Here is a 22,811-nt window from a genome sequence, read left to right as displayed (position 1 = left end):
CCACTTTTTGCTACTTTAAAATGTCCAGTTTTTGCTAATTTTCCTGTTGGGTTTCTATTCCAGGCGCCTGGATAATATCAGTCGTTTTTATAGGCAACATGCCTGCTTTGCGTTTATTTTTGAGTCGATAGCTTTCTCCTTTAATATTCAATGTGGTTGAATGATGTAAAAGCCTGTCTAAAATCGCAGTTGCTAAAATGTGATCACCGAATACGTCCCCCCAATCAGTAAAACTTTTATTTGATGTGAGAATGATGCTCGCCTTTTCATAACGACGGCTCAATAACCTGAAAAATAGGCTAGCTTCTTCGCGATTCATCGGTAAATACCCGATTTCATCCAGTATTAATACCCTGGCATAGCACAGTTGCTGAAGTTGGCGTTCCAGACGGTTTTCTTGCTTTGCCTTCATTAAGGTACAGCAGAGTCTATCCAGAGGCATAAACAATACCCGATGCCCAGCTGTAGCTGCCTTGACAGCCAGCGCTATCGCCAAATGCGTTTTCCCTACCCCAGGTGGGCCTAACAAAATGACGTTTTCATGATGTTCGACAAACCTCAGCCCCGCCAGCTCGCGGATAATTTTCCTGTCTATACTTGGTTGGAAAGTAAAGTCAAATTGCTCCAAGGTTTTTATCCACGGCAAACGTGCTTGTTTTAACCGCGATTCCAAGCCTTTTTGGTGACGCCCGTTCCATTCCTGGGCTAATGCCTGCTGGAGAAATTCACGGTAGTTCAGTGCTTTCTTGGTGGCTTCTTCACATAAACTCTCCAACGCATCGCCCAGGTAATCCATTTTTAACCGTATCAACAAGTTTTCCATTTCCATCAGAGTAGCTCCTCATACACACTGAGCGAACGAGACGCTACTCGATTGACCTGTTGCCAAAGGGCTTGATGATGTTCTGGCACCTTTTGCCAGCCCTGCGTTACCTCCTGCAAGAGATGCGTCGCGAGCAGTTGCTCATCGCCGTAAATACGTAGCGTATTATCTAAACCGATACGAATATTAACCGCACGACCACACCAGAATGAAGGCACGCTATAGCGATTACCTCTGACATCGATATAGCTGTCCCATGCCACTTGTCGTAGGTCGAAGTAGCTGGTATCGAAATCAGTCGCAGGGAGTGGCATCAAGGCTATTTTTTCCTCAGCAAAACGATTTTCCGGTGTCTGCTTGAATTGACGAAGATGACGCTGGTCTGCCACTTTCGCCAGCCACATCGCTAGCAGTTGATTAACATGAGCGAAACTCTCAAACTGACGGTAGCGAGTGAAAAAATTGTGTTTAACATAGCCCACCATCCGTTCGGTTTTGCCTTTCGTTTGCGGTCGATAAGGCTTACAGGCGCGAGGGCTAAACCCATAGTGATTAGCCAGTTGCAGGAAGCCCGCATTGAACTCGATGTGGCCATTTTGTCCATGTTTGATAACAGCGGCTTTTTGGTTATCTACCAAGACATTTTTTACGCTGCCACCGAAGTAATTGAAGCTGCGAACCAGCGATTCATACGTGTGCTCAGCATCTTGCTTAGGGGCAGCAAAGACATGAAAGCGACGCGAAAAACCGAGCGTATTAACGGCAAAATTAACCGTACAGGCAGAGCCTGCCACCTCAACGATGATTTCTCCCCAATCGTGTTGAAGTTGATAACCGGGGAGGGTTTCAAAGCGTACCGTGTTTTTCGAGGCCCTGAGCGGACGTTTGGGATGTATATAACGTCGGAGCATCGCACTCCCACCCCGGTAGCCTTTTTCACGGATTTCCTCAAAAATAACCGCCGCATTCCAAACCTGTTCACTCAACCTTGAATCGATGTAGTCTTTAAAGGGCTCGAGTTTAGCAACCTGTTTTTTACCGCGTTTTGCTGTTGGCGGCGCAGGATAGCTAATGTGCCGTCTCACCGTTTTTTCTGAACACCCTATCTGATGGGCAATATCAACAATAAATGCCCCCTGTTGATGGCGTTGTTTTATCATGTAGTGGTCCTCTCTTCTTAGCATGCTTATTTCCCTCATGGCTTTGTCACCACAAAGGAAACTGCATTCTGGCTTGAGTGGACAAATTAAATTAGCAATTTACGGTCTTTTATCATTAGCGCTGACACTACAGAAAAAGCGTCATCTTCCTCAATCGCTGCAATTCCTCTTTCCTTCGGGCAGAAGAAGTAGGAGACCCATTTTGATTTTCTGTAAGAATTGTTGTTTTCTGTGCTGTTGTCTCTTTTTCAGGGCATCTGACTACGAGTATTTGGGATATCCTGGGTTGAGGTACCATACGAGCTGTACAACCATTAGGGAGCCAATCAGAAGAAAGCCCCCAATCAGGAGAGGCTAAAACAGGCACCGGTAATAATATAACCGGTAATATTCTGAAGAAAATTTTTATTGTCTGAATAGTGATTACCACCATGGCCACACCTTCCGCATTTTTGCTTTGAATTCCTCTTCGTGTTTTTGCATAGAAGAAGATGGGTTTTCTCCATGGAAGGAGGTTGCTTGCTGTTCAATAATTTTTTGTTGCTTACACACGGGGATGAGACCCACAAAAGTCATCTCCCACGTAGTGGCGTTACAAATAGAAGAAGCCCAAGCCGGTGTGAGTAATGCTAATAATATAACGAATAAACTATTCAAGCAGGTTCTTATTTTTTTCATCTGCCCACCTCCTGTTTTCCGGTTAGCCTCATTTAATCGGTACTGGTTTTTGATCTCTTATTTAGCATAGTCACCAGAAAAGCAATTTTCCCTTTCAATTTTTATTACCTGTTTATTGTTTAACGTTATTGACAGCCTTTTATTTTAATGGCTACGCATCGCGCGGCCTTTTCACCTTTTAGCGCCTCCCCCTGCCCATCAGTGTTCAATTCTTTTATCCACGAGAGGGTAAACGGGGGACGGCGCTATTTTTCATCTTCCCTTTCCCACTTAAGAGACGAGACTAACCATGGACAAACTGACCACAGGCGCGACCTATGCGGCGTGCGCCGGGAGTATTTTTAATGGTTTGCTGAGCAGCGATAGCTCAGAACAATGGAATGCCATTGGTGTGCTGGCGGGCGTCTCGTTGGCGGTACTCACCTATCTGACGAATTTGTATTTCAAGATTAAAGAAGACCGACGTAAGAGCAGGGCAGGAAAATGAGCACGCTAAGCAAACCCCTGCTGGGACTGATTTTGGCAGGAGCAACAACAACCGCCATCCTGACGCAATTTTTGCAGGAAAAAGAAGGCAATCGGCTAACGGCGTATCGCGATGGCGCACATGTTTGGACGATTTGCCGCGGGGCGACACGGGTCGATGGCCAGCCGGTGAAGCCCGGCATGATACTCAGTCGCGAGCAGTGTGAGCAAGTTAACCAATTTGAAGTGGATAAGGCGATTGCTTGGGTAGAGCGTCATATCAAGCTGCCGTTAACCGAGGCGCAGAAAGCCGGTATTGCTTCGTTTTGTCCTTATAACCTTGGCGCGAGTAAATGCACGGCGTCCACTTTCTATCGCAAACTCAATGCCGGTGACTATCAAGGCGCCTGTGCAGAAATCAAGCGCTGGATTTTCGATGGCGGTAAAGATTGTCGCCTTCGTGCCAATAATTGTGCGGGTCAAGTGATAAGACGCGCGCAGGAAAGTGAGCTGACCTGTTGGGGGAGGGATGTTTAATCGATTATTTTTTATCCTGTTGAGTCTCATTCTGCTCGTGAGTCTCACGGCTATTTATTATCACGCTGAATCAGCAAAAAAAGACAATGCCATTAAAGCACTACTCCATGAACGCGATAATGCGTGGATGACGATGGAAAGCATGAAAAAGCAGCATCAGCAGCTCGCTGTACTCGATAGCCAACACATGCAGGAACTCAATGATGCCAACAGACAAATTGCGGCGCTTGAACGTGCTGTTCATACTGGCCAGCGTCGGTTGCAGTTCGCTGCCCGATGTGAAAAATTGCCCCACACCGCCGCCTCCGCCCGCCTGGATGATGTTGCCGGTGCCCGACTTGACGATACCGCTGTCCACGCTTATTTCCGTCTCCGAAACGGAATTGAAATAGTCACCCAGCAAATCAAGGGATTACAGGACTACATTACCCAAGTCTGTTTGGCGCAATAAACCCTCGAAAAGATAAGATAAGTAGATACAGCATGCGCATTTGAAATGCGACCCTTTAGAACGATGCAACAAAATGGCATCACCTCTATTAATTAATACGTAATCAATTACTCACTTCGGTGGGTTTTTTTATGCTTGTGCTTCACACGCGCATTAATACCAAGAACCTTTTCAGGAATGAATCCTTGAGGAAGCCAGTAGTGGTAGGCGTATCCTCTTGGGCTGGTATTTCTGTGTGATAAGGGTTCATTGCTGAACAGGAACAACGTAATGAAATATCCAACCGTTGTCATTGAAAATGCTTATGTTCGCAGTAATGAAAATGGAATGTACAATCTCAATGACCTACATCGAGCGGCACTTCAGGCTGGGCTTGCTAAAAAATGGCAAGTTCCGAGTCAGTTTAGAAAAAGCGACGGAATTGAAAAATATATTGATGAAGCCGTGAGAATGCTAAATTGCACTCTGGATAAAAATCATATACTTATCATTAAAAATGGCGGTAAAAACAGTGGAATATGGGCACATGAGCTGATTACTCTTCGCTATGCAGCATGGTTATCACCGGCTTTTGAGTTCAAGGTTTATCAAACTTTCCGTGAGGTCGTCATGCGCGGCATGAATGTGATGAATCGCATTAACCGTCTTGATCATGTGATTCATGGTGAGGAGAAAACTATCAGTGATTGTGCACGAAAAATGCGTCAGTGGGGGATCGGTGGGAGAAAGGCCGTGTTGCAGACGACGAGACAAAGAATGATAGAAGAAGCGCAGTTATTGATACCTGGTTTAGCATCATGAAATGCAAATCAGCAGAAAAATAGCGGATTTCAAATCCGACCCTTGGGAGCCTTCGTCATTTTCGGAGGTGAAATCCATAGCTTAGATGGAGATAAGTCATCTTCATTATGAAGACAACTGCTCGCTTTTATGTTGAAGAGACGGATTGCATTGATAATAGATTGAGCTGCTACCAAAGTGCGAAAATACACTTTGAAATAAAATCAGTGGGTTATGTTAAATGGTTTCTAGCGCCTCTTTTAAACCTGCGCATTAGCATTTAAGGGGCACAATTTTGTACTCACTGATTTTATTGATAAAAATGGTGCTATTTTACCAATGAATAAAAGGGGGAATTTTTACACTATTTACCCTTATGATTTTATTGGTCATTTTCAGAAGGCAAAATCCCCCCGTTAGCACTGTGTCACTCCCTTTCTTCATGTTCATTTTTTTCACTTTTATCGACATAACGACAGAACATGTCGATCACATCAACACAGGAGCCACCATGGCAACACCGGACTGGGAGGCCATCGAAGCGGCGTATCGCGCGGGGTCGTTGTCCATTCGCGCTATCGGCAAACGCTATCACGTCAGTGACACCGCTATCCGCAAAAAAGCGATCCAACGCCATTGGTTGCGTGACCTGACGGATAAAGTGAAGACAGCCACCCACATTCAGCTGGTTCGCAAAGGGGGTTTGCACGCTCCCACCGTGCGAACGGAGACCGACATTATCCACGCCGCGGCGGATGAAGCGGCTTCTGTCGTTTTGTCTCATCGGATTGATTTAGCCGGCTGGCGGCAAATTGCGGCTAACCTCAAAGGCTTCCTTATGGACACGGTTATCACCGAAGACAATCATACCGCGCTGGCTCGCACCTTTAGCGCCGGGGTGGAGGCGCAGCTGAAACTGATTAAGGGCGAGCGCGAGGCATATAATTTAAACCACGAGGCCACCCCTGGCACGGATAACGCGCTGGCGCAATGGATGAAAGAGCTTGCGGAAGGGGATGCACATGGCAATCGACCCCGGTCTGAAAACAAAATTAGCGGATCGGCTGTGGCGTCTTAACCACCTGTACTCCATTACCGATAAACAAGGCGGCAAAATCCGCTTTACCATGACCGCCCCGCAGCGTGACTATTTCACTGGCATGCATACCCGCAATATCATTTTGAAAGCCCGCCAGCTGGGCTTTACCACCTTGGTCTGTTTGATTCAGCTGGATGCCGCGCTGTTTGAATCAGCCAAATGTGCCTTAATTGCGCATACCTTAAACGATGCTAAACGGTTGTTTCGCGAGAAGGTAAAATACGCCTACGATAATCTGCCGACACTGTTAAAGCAGGCCAATCCAGCGCGCAATGATTCGGCAGGGGAATTGGTGTTTAGCAACGGCGGCTCACTGTACATCAGCACCTCTTTTCGCGGCGGCACCTTGCGTTATTTGCATATTTCTGAATTCGGTAAGATTTGCGCCGCGTTTCCCGAAAAAGCCCGTGAAATTGTCACCGGCGCCTTTGAAGCGGTGGCGACCAAAGGGGTTGTCACCATTGAATCGACTGCCGAGGGGCGGACAGGGTATTTTTTCGATTACTGTCAAACGGCAGAAAAAACCTTACTTAGCAACCGCCCCTTAGGGCAGTTGGATTGGAAATTCTTCTTTTTCCCTTGGTGGAAAAACCCGCAGTATGCCTTGCCGTTGCGTCGTCCGCTGCCGCGGCGTTTACAGGCTTATTTTAGCGATTTTCAGGCCAAGAACAGGATTACCCTGACAGAGGAACAACAAGCCTGGTATCACGCCAAAGCATCGACCCTGGGTGAGGACATGATGCGCGAATACCCGTCAATCCCCGCGGAAGCTTTTCAGCAATCGATTGAAGGCGCCTATTATACTCATCAGTTTCGTTATCTCTATGAACATCAGCGCATTGGTACCTTACCGGCTAACCCGCACCTGCCGGTGCACACCTTTTGGGATTTAGGCGTGGGTGATGCCACGGTGATTTGGTTTGTGCGGGAGGTCGGCAGTGAATTTCACCTGATCGACTATTACCAAAACAGCGGTGAAGGCTTGCGGCATTACCTGCAGGTGCTGAAAGCACGGGCGTATCCGTATGGCGAACACTGGGCACCGCACGATATTGAGCACCGCGAATTTTCCGGAGACGGCAAAACCCGTCGGCAACGGGCTTATGAAGGCTATGTGCTCGACGGTGACATTTACCGCCTCAATTTTAAAGTGGTGCCGCGACTGAGTATCGATGAAGGCATTGAATCGGTACGGGAAATCCTGCCGCGCTGTGCCTTTGATAGCGTGACTTGTGAACAGGGGCTGAGTCACCTGGAGCGTTACCGCAAGGCCTGGGATAACCAGCATGGCTGCTGGAAAGACAAGCCCTTGCACGATGCCAGCTCCCATGCCGCCGATGCCTTTCGCTATTTTGCTGTCGCCAAACAGAATTGCCGTCTACGCCGCGGGCAGGTGACACCCTTAAGACTGTAAATCAGGGATGCAGGTTTAACCTCAATGATTTTTTGCCTGGGCAGTGAAGGGGACACCTAATGCATCCATGACTTTACGCACTGTCAGAAAATGTGGATTGGCGCCAGGTTTAAATGCTTTGTACAAATTTTGACGACTTAAGCCGGTTTTCTTGGCAATGTGACCCATTCCGCGTGCCCGAGCCACGTCAGCCAGCGCACTCAGAAAAACGTCTGGATCGGCGTCTTCGGCAGACAAAGCTAAATAGTGAGCGATGGTCTCATCATCATCGAGCAGTTCAGCGGGATCGAAATCATTTAATTCAATACGGGGCGTTTTATTCATTTTAGCGTACTCCGTTTAAGCGCTGCCCACAGGGCTTTAGCCTGGGTAATGTCGCGTTGCTGATTTTTTTTATCGCCCCCCAATAACAATACGTGGACGATGTCATCTTCACGTGCAAAGTAGATCCGATATCCAGGACCAAAATGAATTCTCATTTCGCTGACACCTTCTCCTACCGGGCGTACGTCGCCAATATTGCCCTGCGTAACACGTTTTAAGCGAGTAACGATGTGTGCCTTACCTTGGCTGTCTTTTAGACCTTTGTACCAAGTAATAAATTTATCGGTTCTTTTTAATCGGATCATCGGGTGATTGTCTTTCAAAAGAGACATTTTATCAAGAGTACGATGAACGAATAAAGGGTTATCGTGAACATGTGGAACACCATCATGCCAGATATTGCTAGACCCCATCTCGATTACAACAGCTTGCTGGCCGCCTGGGACATTAACGATGCCTTGATGGGTGGCACCTTATTTCTGCGGCAGCAGGGCGAGCGCTATTTACCGCGTTGGCCTCATGAAGATAAACAGCGCTACCAACAACGTCTCGCGGTAGCCACACTCCTGCCGGCTTACGAGGAAACGCTGAAAAATAACCTGGGGCGGGTATTTTCTGAGCCGACGCAATTAAGTGAGGCCACGCCCGCGGTGATAGTCGATTACTGCCACAATATGGATTTGCAGGGCAACCGGCTGGATGTGTGGGCACAGGCGTATTTTAGCCTGGCGCTGCAATACGGCGTGGCGCATGCGTTGGTTGATTATCCCCGCGTGGGGGCGCTGAAAACCCGTGCTGAGGAGAAAGCCCGCGGGGCTCGCCCCTATGCGGTGTTGATTAATCCGCGTCAGGTGATTGGCTGGCAATCGCGCCATTCCGAGGGTCAGTGTCAATTGACGGAACTGCGCATCAAAGAACAGATTGTGGTCGAGACTGCCCCCTATCACCCGCAGAAAATCGAACAAATTCGCAAATTGACCCCCGGGCGGGTTGAACTCTACCGTAAAATGACACAGGCCGACGGCGTGGAACGCTGGAGGCTGCATGATAGCTGGGTTACCTCCTGCCCGGTTATCCCGCTGGTCACGTTGTACAGCAAACGCACCGGGTTTATGTGCGGTGCCCCGCCGCTACTCAATCTGGCGTTACTCAATATCAAACATTTGTCAGCGCTAATGATAAAAGACCGTAAATTGCTAATTTAATTTGTCCACTCAAGCCAGAATGCAGTTTCCTTTGTGGTGACAAAGCCATGAGGGAAATAAGCATGCTAAGAAGAGAGGACCACTACATGATAAAACAACGCCATCAACAGGGGGCATTTATTGTTGATATTGCCCATCAGATAGGGTGTTCAGAAAAAACGGTGAGACGGCACATTAGCTATCCTGCGCCGCCAACAGCAAAACGCGGTAAAAAACAGGTTGCTAAACTCGAGCCCTTTAAAGACTACATCGATTCAAGGTTGAGTGAACAGGTTTGGAATGCGGCGGTTATTTTTGAGGAAATCCGTGAAAAAGGCTACCGGGGTGGGAGTGCGATGCTCCGACGTTATATACATCCCAAACGTCCGCTCAGGGCCTCGAAAAACACGGTACGCTTTGAAACCCTCCCCGGTTATCAACTTCAACACGATTGGGGAGAAATCATCGTTGAGGTGGCAGGCTCTGCCTGTACGGTTAATTTTGCCGTTAATACGCTCGGTTTTTCGCGTCGCTTTCATGTCTTTGCTGCCCCTAAGCAAGATGCTGAGCACACGTATGAATCGCTGGTTCGCAGCTTCAATTACTTCGGTGGCAGCGTAAAAAATGTCTTGGTAGATAACCAAAAAGCCGCTGTTATCAAACATGGACAAAATGGCCACATCGAGTTCAATGCGGGCTTCCTGCAACTGGCTAATCACTATGGGTTTAGCCCTCGCGCCTGTAAGCCTTATCGACCGCAAACGAAAGGCAAAACCGAACGGATGGTGGGCTATGTTAAACACAATTTTTTCACTCGCTACCGTCAGTTTGAGAGTTTCGCTCATGTTAATCAACTGCTAGCGATGTGGCTGGCGAAAGTGGCAGACCAGCGTCATCTTCGTCAATTCAAGCAGACACCGGAAAATCGTTTTGCTGAGGAAAAAATAGCCTTGATGCCACTCCCTGCGACTGATTTCGATACCAGCTACTTCGACCTACGACAAGTGGCATGGGACAGCTATATCGATGTCAGAGGTAATCGCTATAGCGTGCCTTCATTCTGGTGTGGTCGTGCGGTTAATATTCGTATCGGTTTAGATAATACGCTACGTATTTACGGCGATGAGCAACTGCTCGCGACGCATCTCTTGCAGGAGGTAACGCAGGGCTGGCAAAAGGTGCCAGAACATCATCAAGCCCTTTGGCAACAGGTCAATCGAGTAGCGTCTCGTTCGCTCAGTGTGTATGAGGAGCTACTCTGATGGAAATGGAAAACTTGTTGATACGGTTAAAAATGGATTACCTGGGCGATGCGTTGGAGAGTTTATGTGAAGAAGCCACCAAGAAAGCACTGAACTACCGTGAATTTCTCCAGCAGGCATTAGCCCAGGAATGGAACGGGCGTCACCAAAAAGGCTTGGAATCGCGGTTAAAACAAGCACGTTTGCCGTGGATAAAAACCTTGGAGCAATTTGACTTTACTTTCCAACCAAGTATAGACAGGAAAATTATCCGCGAGCTGGCGGGGCTGAGGTTTGTCGAACATCATGAAAACGTCATTTTGTTAGGCCCACCTGGGGTAGGGAAAACGCATTTGGCGATAGCGCTGGCTGTCAAGGCAGCTACAGCTGGGCATCGGGTATTGTTTATGCCTCTGGATAGACTCTGCTGTACCTTAATGAAGGCAAAGCAAGAAAACCGTCTGGAACGCCAACTTCAGCAACTGTGCTATGCCAGGGTATTAATACTGGATGAAATCGGGTATTTACCGATGAATCGCGAAGAAGCTAGCCTATTTTTCAGGTTATTGAGCCGTCGTTATGAAAAGGCGAGCATCATTCTCACATCAAATAAAAGTTTTACTGATTGGGGGGACGTATTCGGTGATCACATTTTAGCAACTGCGATTTTAGACAGGCTTTTACATCATTCAACCACATTGAATATTAAAGGAGAAAGCTATCGACTCAAAAATAAACGCAAAGCAGGCATGTTGCCTATAAAAACGACTGATATTATCCAGGCGCCTGGAATAGAAACCCAACAGGAAAATTAGCAAAAACTGGACATTTTAAAGTAGCAAAAAGTGGTCAATCTAAAGTAGCGTTGACACCTGATAATCATCACCAGTTCTACAAACTATATCGACAAAAAGGAGAGGCGTTGGCACAAGAGGTGTCATTAAATAATTTTGGCTTGCTAAGCGCTGATGTATTGAGTATTACCGGGATCCATCAAGGTGTCGCAATCAGCATGAAAAATGGGCACAGTTACCATTTCACACTTGATTTAATCGAACAGGAGCAACTCAGCTTACACAGCCTGGGCAAGGCGTGGCAAATACTGTATCAAAATTGGTTGCCGATCTTGAAAATGTATCTTGGGCAATTTAAAGAGCAAGCGCAAACAGGTTCTTTATTTGGCAATAAACAAAAGAAAACCATTCATATTGCGCCTATTTTATCTATCACTGATCTGCTACACAGCGATGGCCAAACAGTTATTCCGGTTTGGTATGATACTATTGCTAATCATTTATTTATTTATAAAGAAAGCAGTGAACCTACTGTAGAACTCAGCTGCTTAGGTATCACCGATGATCAGCGAAGTGCTTGGATCTTAAGCAAATACCCTGACAAGTTAACCATTGGCTATTTACCCTCGGTTAATGCCGATACCAGTGTCGCGCTCTTTAAGCATAGTCGTTTACTCACGACGGCTGAAATACCCCCTTTGGTGTTATTGCCAACAGACATATTCCCCAGTGATGATGTTTGTGTTAGCGCATCTGCAGCACAACAAGGTCATATCAATGTAGTAACACAAAATGGGCTCATCCTTGATATTAGTAAGGGAGATAATAATGATGATATACCGGCCACATTTATAACTAAACTGTTAGGCGTCAATACGACATTTAGTGACCGATACTACAGTGCTACAGGGGATTTAGACGCGATAATGTTAAAACAGGCCTTAAGTTTACTGAGTAAAAAATATATCTGCCCAGAAATCATATCCATCCCACTCAAAAGCAACCAGCATGGCTGGTATCATCCACAAAGCCATCATTTATTTATCCCTCCTTATAATGAAAGCACTGCACAATACCTTGGTTTCAGTGAAAAAGATCAAGCGGCTTACTTTACTACCCATAGGCAGAGTTTTTTGTTAAAAATGTCTTCGTCGAGTGATGATAGCTTTATTGATAATCATAATGCGGTTTATCAACGCCTCGATGAGCTCTTGATTTTAAAATACCATCAGGTTGAAACTGCTGATCAGCAAAATACGGTTGACGCTTTTTATGCGCTCAATATTGATGGGATCTCCCGTTTATTAATTATCGGCAGCCGAGAACAAAAAAATCACCAACATTTTACTGTTAATATCGCCGCACTGAATTATGCCGTGCTACAAATTGCTCATCGGGGGATGGGATTTTTACACTGTCATCTGCCTCAGCAACCTGCGGCAATGGGTTATACTATCACCCGCAAGGGGCAGCACCTTTTACTGTTTATCACCCATCAAATGTTGATCATAAATGATGTTTTCGATCTACGAAAAAACACCGCCCACAGCCGACTAGAATTCATTTTTACCCATGGATCTATTACCGTCGCCGAACTGGCGAGCTATTACAATACCTGCAATAACAATACCGATAATAACAATGCTAACGACGAAGGAGCCGTGATACCAATGCCTCATTTGCTGCCATTAACTTAACTGTATTGTTCTTAGAGCCCGCGCCATCTCTTCTTAATATATTCAACTACTTTCTGGGTTTCCGGCTCTTGCAAGAAACCCTGCCGAAACAGAATACTGCCTTGTATTTCTGGTATTGATTCATTCAAATCTAATTGCCGTTTTATTTCAGGGACGCCGCCATCTATCGACCAATCGGGCTCTAATGCATTATATTTTCCAACTTTATACAGTGCCATCCCAATATACAAACGTGTTTTAGTGGGTTGAACAACATTTGCCCACCACTTTGCAATCACATCATAAGATGCCTCTTTTCTAGCAACAGGCCAATAAATTTGTGGCGCGATATAATCAATTAATTCTTCTTGAACCCATCGGCGAGTATCGGCATAGGCCGTATCATAATTCGGGAGACCTGCTTGAGTGTCTGATCCTTTAGGATCATCTTTTTTATTTCGCCATACTCCAGCAGGACTAATGCCAAATTCGACATGCGGCTTAAGTGTTTTTATTTTTTTTGATAACTGCTGGATTAACAAATAGGTATTGTTTCTGCGCCAATCTGCTTTATTGCTAAATGCAGTGCCATAGGCCAAATAGGTTTTTTCATCATTTACAGTTGAATCTGTTGATTCATAGTAAAAATAATCATCAAAATGAATACCGTCGATATCGTAATTGCTCACAATTTCAGTAACAATGTCTTCAATCCAAGCACGCACGGCGGGGATCCCGGGATCAAGCACGAAAAGGTTATAAGCCGTTCTGATCCAGTCTGGGTGGCTGCTATAAACACTCTTTGGTGCCTTTGGTGGCGTGTTTTCTAGCATATGGATAGTCTTTTTACTGGTATCCATAGCAACGCGATAGGGATTAAGCCAAACGTGCAATTTAAGATTGCGTTTGTGGGCTTCTTTGATAATAAAATCTAACGGATCATAACCCGGATCCTGACCTAAGGTTCCGGTTAAATAAGCAGACCAAGGAAGAATATTGGAACGATAAAATGCATCTGCATTAGGTTTGACTTGGAATATTATGGCATTCATACCCATATTGACTGATTCGTCCAATATCGCAATCAATTCTTTTTTTTGCGTCGCAATACGATCTGCAGTGAAAACGGGTACAGATTTAGGCCAATCTAGTTGTTCTACTGTAGCAACCCAACTGGCGCGTAAATGGGTTGTATTTTCAGATTTAACCGATTTCGAACATGCTGAAATGAGTAAAGATAACAGTATAACGATTGTAAATTTATAATATTTCATACGGTGACACTTTTTTGACCATTTTTTAGTTTAACTGTGTAGTCATCATCGTGATATCTGTTTGATAGGTCGCGTGACGGAGCCTTTTTTCAGAAAAATCTGCTGAGTAGAGCTAGTGTAGCTCTTTTTCTAAAGAAGATAGTAAAATTCGTGCCCCAAACTACGGAGTAGGTATTTTGAATACAATTTCGGTCACATAATCTTTAACAGCAATGGCTTCATAACGCCATATTTTCACCGCTTTTTTTACTTCGCGTTCAAAAATATTGCGTGGAGTAGCCTCCAATATGCGGAGATTAATCACATAGCCATTTTTATCGATGTCATATTGAATCTTAACTCTCCCTTCGATACCTAATGCTTGCGCACGTGCGGGATAGATGGGTTTAGTTTTAATCAGTGCTCTTGGTTCACTAGGAAGCGAAGGTGTTTTTAGTGTTGTTGAGGCTGTCGGCAGCTGCTCACTTCCAGTTTTGGATATCAGTGAGTTGGGAGCTGACTCATTCATCGAGGAGTTTGTTTTTATAGTTTCAGATTTTTTGATCTTTGGTTGCGTTAATGTAGGTTTAAGCGCCTGTTGCACCGGCTTAACTAAATGTTGTGGCTTAGAGACATTGTTGAGTGCTGATGATATTGTTTCAGCCTGTTCATGTTGGCTTTTTTCCGACCTTGTTGTCGTTCTTTGCGGTGCAGTGATAAAAGTAGAATTATTCACCATAGTTACTGCTAATGGTGCGCTGTTTGTTATAGGAAAAACAGGGTTATTTTGTGTAAAAAAATAAAGTAACAACACAATTAGGCTACCATGTAATCCAATGGAAAATATGGCTGACCCTATAATGTGATGATGTGAAATCACTTTCTTGCGTTGCATAATAATTTAGTACCCTACTGGTGCCGTTAAGTTTAAATGAAAATAGCAATCATATTCAACAAACATTATTTTCATATTGGAATTGCGCTTATTTTGTTTTTCTTTACTGTGACTATCCACAGTCCTTCAAGTTGCAGCGTCGCGGCCGGGGCGTAAGACGTAAGACCGATGAGCGTATACCCAATGAATTTCGAGTTACGGCAAGGTGACAATCAATCGAATCGGTACATGACAGAGGATGAGTGATCGCTGCCAACGTAACTTCAAAGGCGAAGGGTATACACAGCAATGCCGGCTTTCAACAGGAATACTGCTCTTATGATCACATTTTATACGGTAATCAGTTGGCTCTCTCTTTTTGGCTATTGGCTGCTTATCGCTGGAGTAACGCTGCGTATACTCATGAAGCGTCGCACTGTTCCTTCAGCTATGGCGTGGTTGTTGGTCATTTACATTTTGCCCTTGGTTGGCGTTATGACTTATCTTTTATTCGGTGAATTGCATCTTGGCAAACGTCGTGCTGAACGTGCGAAATCAATGTGGCCCTCCACTTCTAATTGGTTAAAAGCACTGAAAGATTACCAACATATTTTCACAAACCAAAATAGTGAAGTGGCGCTTCCATTATTTAAACTGTGTGAAAAGCGTCAAGGGATAAGCGGTGTTAAAGGCAATCAGCTAAAGCTACTGACTACGACAACGGATACGCTAAAAACATTAATTCGTGACATTCAATTAGCGCGTTGCAATATAGAAATGGTGTTTTACATTTGGCAATCTGGAGGTCTGGTTGATCAGGTTGCTGAAGCATTAATGGCTGCGGCTCGTCGTGGAGTCAGTTGTCGTTTAATGTTGGATTCTGCAGGTAGCCGCCATTTTTTTCGGGGTTCTTATCCTAAGATGATGCGTGATGCCGGTGTTGAGGTTATCGAAGCACTAAAAGTTAATCTATTCCGGGTATTTTTCCGTAGAATGGACTTGCGTCAGCATCGAAAAATGGTGCTGATTGATAATGCTATTGCCTATACCGGTAGCATGAACATGGTTGAGCCTCGTTTTTTTAAACAAAATTCTGGTGTTGGGCATTGGATTGACTTGATGGCACGAACGGAAGGACCGATAGCCACGACTATGGGTATAGTCTATGCCTGTGATTGGGAAATTGAGACTGGTCAACGCATGTTGCCCCCTCCCCCCAATATTAATCTTATGACGTCAGAACAAAAAACAGATCGTATCATTCAAGTCATTGCTTCTGGGCCTGGATTTCCTGAAGAATTAATTCATCAAGCATTACTGACAGCCGTCTATGCTGCTCGCCAGCAGTTAGTTATGACCACCCCTTATTTTGTACCCAGTGATGACTTATTACATGCTATTTGTACCGCTGCCCATCGAGGTGTCGATGTTAGCATTATTGTACCGCACAAAAATGATTCTATGATGGTGCGTTGGGCCAGCCGCTCATTCTTTGCAGAATTATTAGAGGCAGGAGTAAAAATATATCAATTCGAAGGAGGCCTACTACATAGCAAAAGTGTATTAGTCGATAAACAGCTTAGTTTGCTTGGTACTGCTAATTTAGATATGCGCAGTCTGTGGTTAAATTTTGAAATTACCTTACTCATTGATGATGATGTTTTCGGGCGTGATTTAGCAAGAGTACAGGAGGATTATATTGCCCGCTCTGTACTGATAGATGTGGCTAAATGGGCTAAGCGTTCCATTAGGCAGCGAGTGACTGAGCGACTTTTTTATTTTTTTAGTCCACTATTATAATCAAACGATATCATTAATTAATATAATGGATTTATTTCCTTTCTGTAACTTGTTTATTGTTAAATTTTTTTGTTTTGAAATATAAGTAATTTGCACTCTAATTGATAATCCGTTCTTGGAATGATAATGCTCTACAATAAGGATTTTCTAAAAAGATAGAGTGAGAAATGACTGTGTCTGGGGAGATTTATTCAATTTTTTATTTTTTATAAATTTACATGATATGTGGTGTAGAAATATCTATAACAAATAGATTACTTAATGAAAAATTATGTTTTCATATAGCATCAATTTGTAACAGCTTTAAAATTCTAGGTATAATTTGGGGGTAATAAAAAATCGTGGTAAATATCTAGAGATTTTTAGTAATTAGATAAAAATATTTTGCTTTAAAATAATTATTTTTATCGGGCTTATCCAATTAGCTATTGCAGAAAATAAAATAGCATTCTATTATTTATCCACACACCTACCCACTATTATTAATTTGAGACCAGGACAATGAGCGAAGCATTAAAAATTCTTAATAACATACGTACGCTACGTGCTCAAGGGCGCGAATGTACTATTGAAACATTGGAAGAAATGTACGAAAAATTAGGCACTATCGTTAATGAGCGTCGTGCAGAAGAAGATCAAGCAAAGGTAGAACAGGAAGAACGGGCGCGTAAACTCTCTCAATATCGAGAAATGTTAATTTCTGATGGAATTGATCCCAACGAATTATTGGCAAGTCCTACTCCACGTCTGGCTGCTAGCAAGACGAAAACGGCTATTAGCAAAATACAGAAGAAACGTGCCCCCCGTCCCGCTAAATATAAATACACAGAAAATGGCGAAGAGAAGACATGGACCGGTCAAGGCCGTACTCCTGCCGCTATTAAAAAAGCAGTAGAGAAGGAAGGTAAATCGCTGGACTCTTTTTTAATTTAAAATAATATTATTTTGTCAATTCTGCCTTGAAGAATCCCCCTCTTTATTGTAAAGAAAGAGGGATTATCTTCCTTTCTGTCTCGCGACTAAAACTTTATTGATTGGTCGATTTTTCCAAAATTTTATTCACAACTGTCACCTATCAATTTTTTATATGATTAACGAAATCATCATCTTGTAATAATGTTTCACTCGCTTATAAAAACAGTGTTTCAGGATACTTCGGTTAAAAATTATTTTGCTATATTAGATAAACAAGGCAATCTGATACGGCTATTTCAATGTGGAATTTACTCAAGGCGTTTGCTTAATAGAAGCACCCCTACCAATTGCATAATACGTTATCCCGTGCCGATTTACCTGTTCCGGATTGTATAAGTTACGCCCATCAAAAATAATGGGCTGTCTTAGCTTCCCCTTAATTTCATCAAAATTAGGCGCGCGAAAATTTTGCCATTCGGTGCAAATAATCAAAGCATCAGCATTTTCCAATGCTGCTTCCTTAGTTCCCGAAAGTATAAAGTCCGCACAGTTACCATAAATATGCGAAGCTTCTTTCATTGCCTTAGGATCATAAGCTTGGATAATCGCTCCTGCTTCCCGTAATGTTTTTATAACAATGCGACTTGGAGCTTCACGCATATCATCAGTGTTTGCCTTGAATGCTAGCCCCCAAACGGCAAAGATTTTTCCTTTCAACGGTTTTTCTTCTTGCTGACCACCGAAGTGTTTGAATATTAATTTTGTTAATTTATATTTCTGTTGATTATTAATTTGCTCTACAGACTGTAACAATTGAGCTGGATAATCGACGCTGCTAGCCGTACGGATTAATGCTCGAATATCTTTTGGGAAACAAGAACCACCATAACCACAGCCTGCATAGATAAAATGATGACCGATACGGGAATCAGAACCAATCCCTTGGCGTACATTTTCAATATCAGCGCCCAATGATTCTGCCAAACTAGCCATTTCATTCATAAAACTAATTTTGGTTGCAAGCATACAGTTAGCAGCATATTTAGTCAGTTCTGCACTGCGTATATCCATTTCTATTATACGATTATGATTACGATTAAAGGGGGCGTATAACTCACGAAGCAGTTTAAATGCATTTTGATTATCAGCGCCAATAACAATGCGTTCTGGACGCCGGCAATCGGCAACAGCTGCCCCTTCTTTTAAGAATTCTGGATTTGAAACCACATCAAAAGAAATTTTTTCCCGCTTTTCCCATTTTTCCTGTTCTTCCCGCTGTTGCAAAATCGCCTGCATTGCGTCACGCACTTTATCTGCAGTGCCAACCGGAACCGTTGATTTGTTGATCACCGTTTTGGGCGTTTTCATGTGATGGGCAATAGTTTTAGCAACTTCGATAACATATTTTAGATCGGCAGCACCATCTTCATCAGGAGGAGTGCCAACAGCGATAAATAAGAGGCAGCCATGTGCAACACCCGCTGCTGCATCGGTAGAAAAATGCAATTTGCCCTTCTTAAGTCTGTCGTCGACCAAAGCAGCAAGTCCAGGTTCATAAATAGGGATTTCCCCTTTTTTCAAATTTTCGATTTTTTCTCTATCAACGTCGACACAATAGACATCGTGGCCAACTTCTGCCAGTACTGCCGCCAGGACTAAACCGACATATCCGATGCCAAAAACGGTGACATTCATTATTTTCATCCTAATAACTGTTGAAAGACAATAATTATTCTATCTTGGTACTGACTAACATAGATTCGTATAAATGAAGCAGGAATCAAGATTGTATCAGTTAATCCTTCAACTGAATATGGGACATTACTAGGCACGAATAAGCATTGAGAACGTTGTATCATCGTTCGAATAGGCCCCGCTATTTTTTAGAGATCATTAGCAATATCTAAATAAAAATCAAAGCTAGAGTGAGATAAAGTTTCAATTTAATACCTAATATTAATTATCAAGAGATGAAAAGTAACAATAGTAGTATAAGTAATATACAATCTGAAAAATTAAACCATTATTCAGTGGAAAGTATTAGCCTCAAACGACTTCCACCCCCAGAGATTTGGCACTCCCAAGCGTGACAATGTTGACTGATTTGATTCAAATAAGCAGCATTTAAAGTACCTAATGGCATACCATTACTAAGCTGAATTTTATCTTTATCTACCGTGATATTAGCATGTAAGCCAGCTGAAATCAGACTAAGATTTTTATATTTGGAGTGGTAATATCCGAGTAATAAAGGAAACTGACCATCAAGATGTGTGCAACGTAATAATTGATTTAATTGTTGTAGCAATGCTGTCATTTGTGGCAGTCTTTGTTTTTTTTGTACCAGATGCTCTTGTAAAATACCATTAAATAATACGCGTAACAGTAACGCCGCCAATACACCGTTTTCCTTGGCTTTAGTAATATCTAGGCAATAAAACGCTAATTCGTCAGTAGATAAAGCTGCAATATCAAGCACTAATCCTGGTTGTTCTACCATGGTTAATTGCTGATAGTTTATGTTGCATTGTGCTATTTTTTGTTGCAAAGGCGGTTGCAATTGGAGTAATAATTTTGCTGCTTTTTGCGGATTTTTTCTTAATTCATCCCAATCTTGATTAAATTCTCTTCTCTCAAGCGCCGGAGAAGCAAACAAGTCGGCATAAAGACACTCTAATACGGCTTCCCGTAAACGGGCGAGATCAACTATGGGTTTGAGTAACACATCTTTTGCTCCCATGCGTAACACCTGAGCTATATCCGTCATTTTATTCGTTGCAGAAATAATTAATACCGGAATTTTTATGCTTTGTATCGATAAGCATTCAACAAATTCAATCCCCCCCATTTCTGGCATGCTGATATCACAAAGAATCAGATCCAAGGAGTACAGATCAAGAAGGTCAAGTGCCTCACGTCCATTTACAGCCTGATATATAGAAGCCCCGAGCGAGCTTAAGTAACCGGTTAATACCGAGCGGAATACTATTTCATCTTCTACAATCAAAATTTTTTTACTTGCTAATGGCTTTTCCATGAATAGCCTCTCTTACCTAGTATCACTTCTAATAGTGGCTCAAAATGAGCGCTTATGCTTGTCATAATTTGGTATGCCCCCATTTTTTTTCCGAATTGCGAACATCTTTGCATTTTTCTGTAATAAGTAATATTTACTCTATTTTTTATACTTCAAGATTGATGCTTGATATTTTATCTGCTAATCCAGAAAAATATTTATTATTAGATAAATACATTAAAACAGGTTCAATCAACAATTGTGTTCAATAATTGATAATTTTAACAAGGTTAATTTTTATTAATCTAAAAAATGCTGATTTATTACTAGATAATTTGTTTAACTAAATATGGACTATTTTAGTAAAATTTTTCATTAGAATATAAAAATAATATCGAGTTTTAAGTGAAAATTAGATAATATAACTAATGCTAATTTTTCTACCTGATCGGAGAATCTTTTGTCTATATTTTGCCCATGCGGTAGTGCGTTAGAATATAATATTTGCTGTGAGCCTTATATTACGGGTAAAAAAATTGCCAGCGAACCCGGAATTTTGATGCGTTCACGCTATAGTGCTTATGTAAAACGTAACGTCGATTATCTTATCATTAGTTGGCATCCAGATTGTTGCCCAGAAAATTTTCGAGACACTTTAATACAAAAAGAGCGTAAATGGCATGGATTAACTGTAATAGAAGAAAGTGTTGGTTCTCATATCAACGAAGGTTTTGTTGAGTTTTCTGCATGTTTTACTGATAAAAATACCACTAAAAAAATTATAATACATGAACGTTCACGTTTTCTTCGCGTAAATAAAATTTGGTATTACATAGATGGTATCTTCAAATACCCTATTTCGTCAAATAACGATATATGATATTTATTATTTTATAAACAATAATAAAATCGTGTTTGACTGTAAAATAACGTCCCTGGTATATAGAAATGATACAATTACACTTGTTTATGTCAAAATTATTGATTTACATTTTCAACGTAATTAATAATTTTATTGAGTACACTCGAATGTGATTTTGATTTATAAAAATAGAGATTATTTTTACCAAAAATTTCTTTTGTGAAATGTACAAAAGCGAGTTTTGAATCACCATCGAAATCATCCATCATAGAATTAGTAATACATATATAGCGTCCGGTGTGTATAGATTTCAAACAACATGTTGTATTGTCTATTTGTCTTATATTCACTTTAGATACATTATTAGTTACTCTTTCTTCCAGTGATTTTATAAATTGACTTTTAAACAGAGCTGGATTGCATAGCCATATATTTTCATGTAGCAAACTCATAACATCTTCACTTTTATTAATAATATCTTTTCTAGCATATATACCAAAATCGAAATCTTGTACTTCTTTTAGTAAGGAAAATCTTTCACATATTATTTTTTCTGATGTTAAAATAAGCATGTTACCATAATAATCAGGAATGTCATTTATATTCTCTGAATTTAATCTAAAAATGTTTGTATGTATATTGTTTGTTTCTGCTACTTTGAATATTTCACTTAAAATTCTTTCTTTTCCCCAATCATAATATATATTAACTGTATTGGTGATATGACTGGTTAAATATTTTTTTGTTATCTCTTTTTCCTGTTGATATAAATTTTTTAAATCATGATATAGAGCTGTACCTTCATTAGTTAGCCGCATACCAAATTTTTCCCGTTTAAATAATTTTTTTCCAATGGTACATTCAAAATCTTTAATTGATTTTGCTATAGGCGGTGTAGTTCGGTTCATCACTTTAGCTGCCTTACTTAGCGATCCATTTTCAACAACGGTCATAAATGCTTCAAATTTTTTCGATAAAAACATAATTACTAATCCTATTCTTGTTATGAAAAATATTTCTGGCCTATAGCTATTAATAAAATAGATAAGCTACTTAAATTTAATATTGTAAGATATAATTATGAGATAAATTATTATCTTTTACTTTAAAGCATAAATTTTCAAGTTATATATTTTTTCATTGAAATACATTCCATTGCTATAAGAGAAAGAAATATAGTCAACATAATAAATAAAAAATGAAGCTATATTATTTAACAAATCTTGCTTAAATATCTTTAAACAAGCCGTGATGAAACTCATTTCTAACAAATTTATTAATATAATACTATGATTTTTAATAATTATTTTTTAATATAGCTGTAACAACAATAATTAATTAACATCAAAAGAACATGTTAATTCTTCGTTGCATGAAATATTTTTCGATTATAAAAGTAAGCAAATATATAAATATTTGTGGTTGATATTCTTTATTGATATGAATTAATAAAAAATTATCATTT

The 22,811-nt window shown here is 41.8% G+C and carries 24 protein-coding genes; 14 read left to right on the top strand and 10 right to left on the bottom strand.

From position 1 onward, the window contains the following. Window positions 1-34 precede the first annotated feature (34 nt). Window positions 35-832, bottom strand: coding sequence for an IS21-like element helper ATPase IstB (istB, locus tag AACL30_RS10160; protein ID WP_339058365.1), 798 nt, complete (start codon window positions 830-832; stop codon window positions 35-37). Further along, window positions 829-2,007 (bottom strand): IS21 family transposase, encoded by a 1,179-nt coding sequence (gene istA / locus AACL30_RS10155; RefSeq protein WP_339056344.1) that lies wholly within the window; start codon window positions 2,005-2,007, stop codon window positions 829-831. Before istA (AACL30_RS10155) ends, istB (AACL30_RS10160) begins: the two co-directional genes overlap by 4 nt. Between istA (AACL30_RS10155) and AACL30_RS10150 the strand changes: the two genes are divergently transcribed. Further along, the gene (locus AACL30_RS10150) at window positions 2,006-2,341 is read left to right on the top strand and encodes a hypothetical protein (RefSeq protein WP_339056571.1); all 336 of its coding nucleotides are present in this window, start codon (window positions 2,006-2,008) and stop codon (window positions 2,339-2,341) included. The two genes, istA (AACL30_RS10155) and AACL30_RS10150, sit on opposite strands and share 2 nt — an antisense overlap. A 65-nt stretch (window positions 2,342-2,406) precedes the next feature. Here AACL30_RS10150 and AACL30_RS10145 read toward each other — a convergent pair whose 3' ends face one another. After that, a complete protein-coding gene (locus AACL30_RS10145) occupies window positions 2,407-2,661 on the bottom strand; it encodes a hypothetical protein (RefSeq protein WP_339056570.1) in 255 nt (84 codons plus the stop codon). Between the two features lie 289 nt (window positions 2,662-2,950). Here AACL30_RS10145 and AACL30_RS10140 point away from each other — a divergent pair, with 289 nt between their 5' ends. From AACL30_RS10140 to AACL30_RS10115, 6 genes are all read left to right on the top strand, one after another. Beyond that, on the top strand, window positions 2,951-3,148 hold the full coding sequence (locus AACL30_RS10140; protein ID WP_339056569.1) for a class II holin family protein: 198 nt from the start codon (window positions 2,951-2,953) through the stop codon (window positions 3,146-3,148). Beyond that, window positions 3,145-3,663 (top strand): lysozyme, encoded by a 519-nt coding sequence (locus AACL30_RS10135; RefSeq protein ID WP_339056568.1) that lies wholly within the window; start codon window positions 3,145-3,147, stop codon window positions 3,661-3,663. Before AACL30_RS10140 ends, AACL30_RS10135 begins: the two co-directional genes overlap by 4 nt. Next, window positions 3,656-4,114 (top strand): lysis protein, encoded by a 459-nt coding sequence (locus AACL30_RS10130; RefSeq protein WP_339056567.1) that lies wholly within the window; start codon window positions 3,656-3,658, stop codon window positions 4,112-4,114. The genes AACL30_RS10135 and AACL30_RS10130 overlap by 8 nt, the downstream gene beginning before the upstream one ends. Window positions 4,115-4,384: 270 nt before the next feature. Next, window positions 4,385-4,915: a KilA-N domain-containing protein gene (locus AACL30_RS10125; RefSeq protein WP_339056566.1), complete on the top strand. Its 531-nt coding sequence runs from the start codon at window positions 4,385-4,387 to the stop codon at window positions 4,913-4,915. A gap of 490 nt (window positions 4,916-5,405) precedes the next feature. Then, window positions 5,406-5,972 (top strand): hypothetical protein, encoded by a 567-nt coding sequence (locus AACL30_RS10120; RefSeq protein ID WP_339056565.1) that lies wholly within the window; start codon window positions 5,406-5,408, stop codon window positions 5,970-5,972. After that, window positions 5,917-7,407, top strand: a complete 1,491-nt coding sequence (locus AACL30_RS10115) for a terminase (RefSeq protein ID WP_339056564.1) — start codon at window positions 5,917-5,919, stop codon at window positions 7,405-7,407. The genes AACL30_RS10120 and AACL30_RS10115 overlap by 56 nt, the downstream gene beginning before the upstream one ends. 21 nt (window positions 7,408-7,428) lie before the next feature. Here the strand turns inward: AACL30_RS10115 and AACL30_RS10110 are convergent, their stop codons facing one another. Both AACL30_RS10110 and AACL30_RS10105 read right to left on the bottom strand, forming a co-directional pair. Continuing rightward, window positions 7,429-7,731, bottom strand: a complete 303-nt coding sequence (locus AACL30_RS10110) for an addiction module antidote protein (protein WP_339056563.1) — start codon at window positions 7,729-7,731, stop codon at window positions 7,429-7,431. Beyond that, complete coding sequence (locus AACL30_RS10105; RefSeq protein ID WP_339056562.1) at window positions 7,728-8,144, bottom strand: type II toxin-antitoxin system RelE/ParE family toxin; 417 nt, start codon at window positions 8,142-8,144, stop codon at window positions 7,728-7,730. Before AACL30_RS10105 ends, AACL30_RS10110 begins: the two co-directional genes overlap by 4 nt. Between AACL30_RS10105 and AACL30_RS10100 the strand changes: the two genes are divergently transcribed. The 4 genes from AACL30_RS10100 to AACL30_RS10085 all read left to right on the top strand — a co-directional run bounded on the left by AACL30_RS10100 (window position 8,121) and on the right by AACL30_RS10085 (window position 12,647). Further along, window positions 8,121-8,936, top strand: a complete 816-nt coding sequence (locus tag AACL30_RS10100; protein WP_422389543.1) for a hypothetical protein — start codon at window positions 8,121-8,123, stop codon at window positions 8,934-8,936. The two genes, AACL30_RS10105 and AACL30_RS10100, sit on opposite strands and share 24 nt — an antisense overlap. 62 nt (window positions 8,937-8,998) lie before the next feature. Then, window positions 8,999-10,177 (top strand): IS21 family transposase, encoded by a 1,179-nt coding sequence (gene istA, locus AACL30_RS10095; protein WP_339056344.1) that lies wholly within the window; start codon window positions 8,999-9,001, stop codon window positions 10,175-10,177. After that, the gene (istB, locus tag AACL30_RS10090) at window positions 10,174-10,971 is read left to right on the top strand and encodes an IS21-like element helper ATPase IstB (protein ID WP_339058365.1); all 798 of its coding nucleotides are present in this window, start codon (window positions 10,174-10,176) and stop codon (window positions 10,969-10,971) included. The genes istA (AACL30_RS10095) and istB (AACL30_RS10090) overlap by 4 nt, the downstream gene beginning before the upstream one ends. Window positions 10,972-11,078: 107 nt before the next feature. Further along, the gene (locus AACL30_RS10085) at window positions 11,079-12,647 is read left to right on the top strand and encodes a hypothetical protein (RefSeq protein ID WP_339056561.1); all 1,569 of its coding nucleotides are present in this window, start codon (window positions 11,079-11,081) and stop codon (window positions 12,645-12,647) included. 11 nt (window positions 12,648-12,658) lie between these two features. On the opposite strand, the gene AACL30_RS10080 is transcribed toward AACL30_RS10085, so the two are convergent. Then, on the bottom strand, window positions 12,659-13,900 hold the full coding sequence (locus tag AACL30_RS10080; protein WP_339056560.1) for a glycoside hydrolase family 10 protein: 1,242 nt from the start codon (window positions 13,898-13,900) through the stop codon (window positions 12,659-12,661). Window positions 13,901-14,060: 160 nt separating this feature from the next. Beyond that, complete coding sequence (locus tag AACL30_RS10075) at window positions 14,061-14,774, bottom strand: TonB family protein (protein ID WP_339056559.1); 714 nt, start codon at window positions 14,772-14,774, stop codon at window positions 14,061-14,063. A gap of 318 nt (window positions 14,775-15,092) precedes the next feature. Between AACL30_RS10075 and cls the strand changes: the two genes are divergently transcribed. After that, window positions 15,093-16,553 carry a cardiolipin synthase gene (gene cls / locus AACL30_RS10070; RefSeq protein ID WP_339056558.1) on the top strand — a complete coding sequence of 487 codons (1,461 nt, stop codon included), beginning with the start codon at window positions 15,093-15,095 and terminating at the stop codon, window positions 16,551-16,553. A gap of 501 nt (window positions 16,554-17,054) precedes the next feature. After that, window positions 17,055-17,486, top strand: a complete 432-nt coding sequence (locus tag AACL30_RS10065; protein ID WP_339056557.1) for an H-NS family nucleoid-associated regulatory protein — start codon at window positions 17,055-17,057, stop codon at window positions 17,484-17,486. Between the two features lie 294 nt (window positions 17,487-17,780). Here AACL30_RS10065 and AACL30_RS10060 read toward each other — a convergent pair whose 3' ends face one another. Continuing rightward, the gene (locus tag AACL30_RS10060) at window positions 17,781-19,163 is read right to left on the bottom strand and encodes a UDP-glucose/GDP-mannose dehydrogenase family protein (protein WP_339056556.1); all 1,383 of its coding nucleotides are present in this window, start codon (window positions 19,161-19,163) and stop codon (window positions 17,781-17,783) included. 328 nt (window positions 19,164-19,491) lie between these two features. Further along, window positions 19,492-20,505 carry a two-component system response regulator RssB gene (gene rssB / locus AACL30_RS10055; protein ID WP_339056555.1) on the bottom strand — a complete coding sequence of 338 codons (1,014 nt, stop codon included), beginning with the start codon at window positions 20,503-20,505 and terminating at the stop codon, window positions 19,492-19,494. A gap of 439 nt (window positions 20,506-20,944) precedes the next feature. Here rssB and AACL30_RS10050 point away from each other — a divergent pair, with 439 nt between their 5' ends. Then, a complete protein-coding gene (locus AACL30_RS10050; RefSeq protein ID WP_339056554.1) occupies window positions 20,945-21,364 on the top strand; it encodes a YchJ family metal-binding protein in 420 nt (139 codons plus the stop codon). Between the two features lie 98 nt (window positions 21,365-21,462). Here the strand turns inward: AACL30_RS10050 and AACL30_RS10045 are convergent, their stop codons facing one another. Then, on the bottom strand, window positions 21,463-22,329 hold the full coding sequence (locus tag AACL30_RS10045; RefSeq protein ID WP_339056553.1) for a LysR family transcriptional regulator: 867 nt from the start codon (window positions 22,327-22,329) through the stop codon (window positions 21,463-21,465). Window positions 22,330-22,811: the final 482 nt, after the last annotated feature.

This window comes from Candidatus Regiella endosymbiont of Tuberolachnus salignus (assembly GCF_964020115.1).
In the GTDB taxonomy this organism is placed as follows: domain Bacteria; phylum Pseudomonadota; class Gammaproteobacteria; order Enterobacterales; family Enterobacteriaceae; genus Regiella; species Regiella insecticola.
Note: the sequence above shows the minus strand (reverse complement) of the source record. Positions and strands in the feature narration are given on the sequence as shown.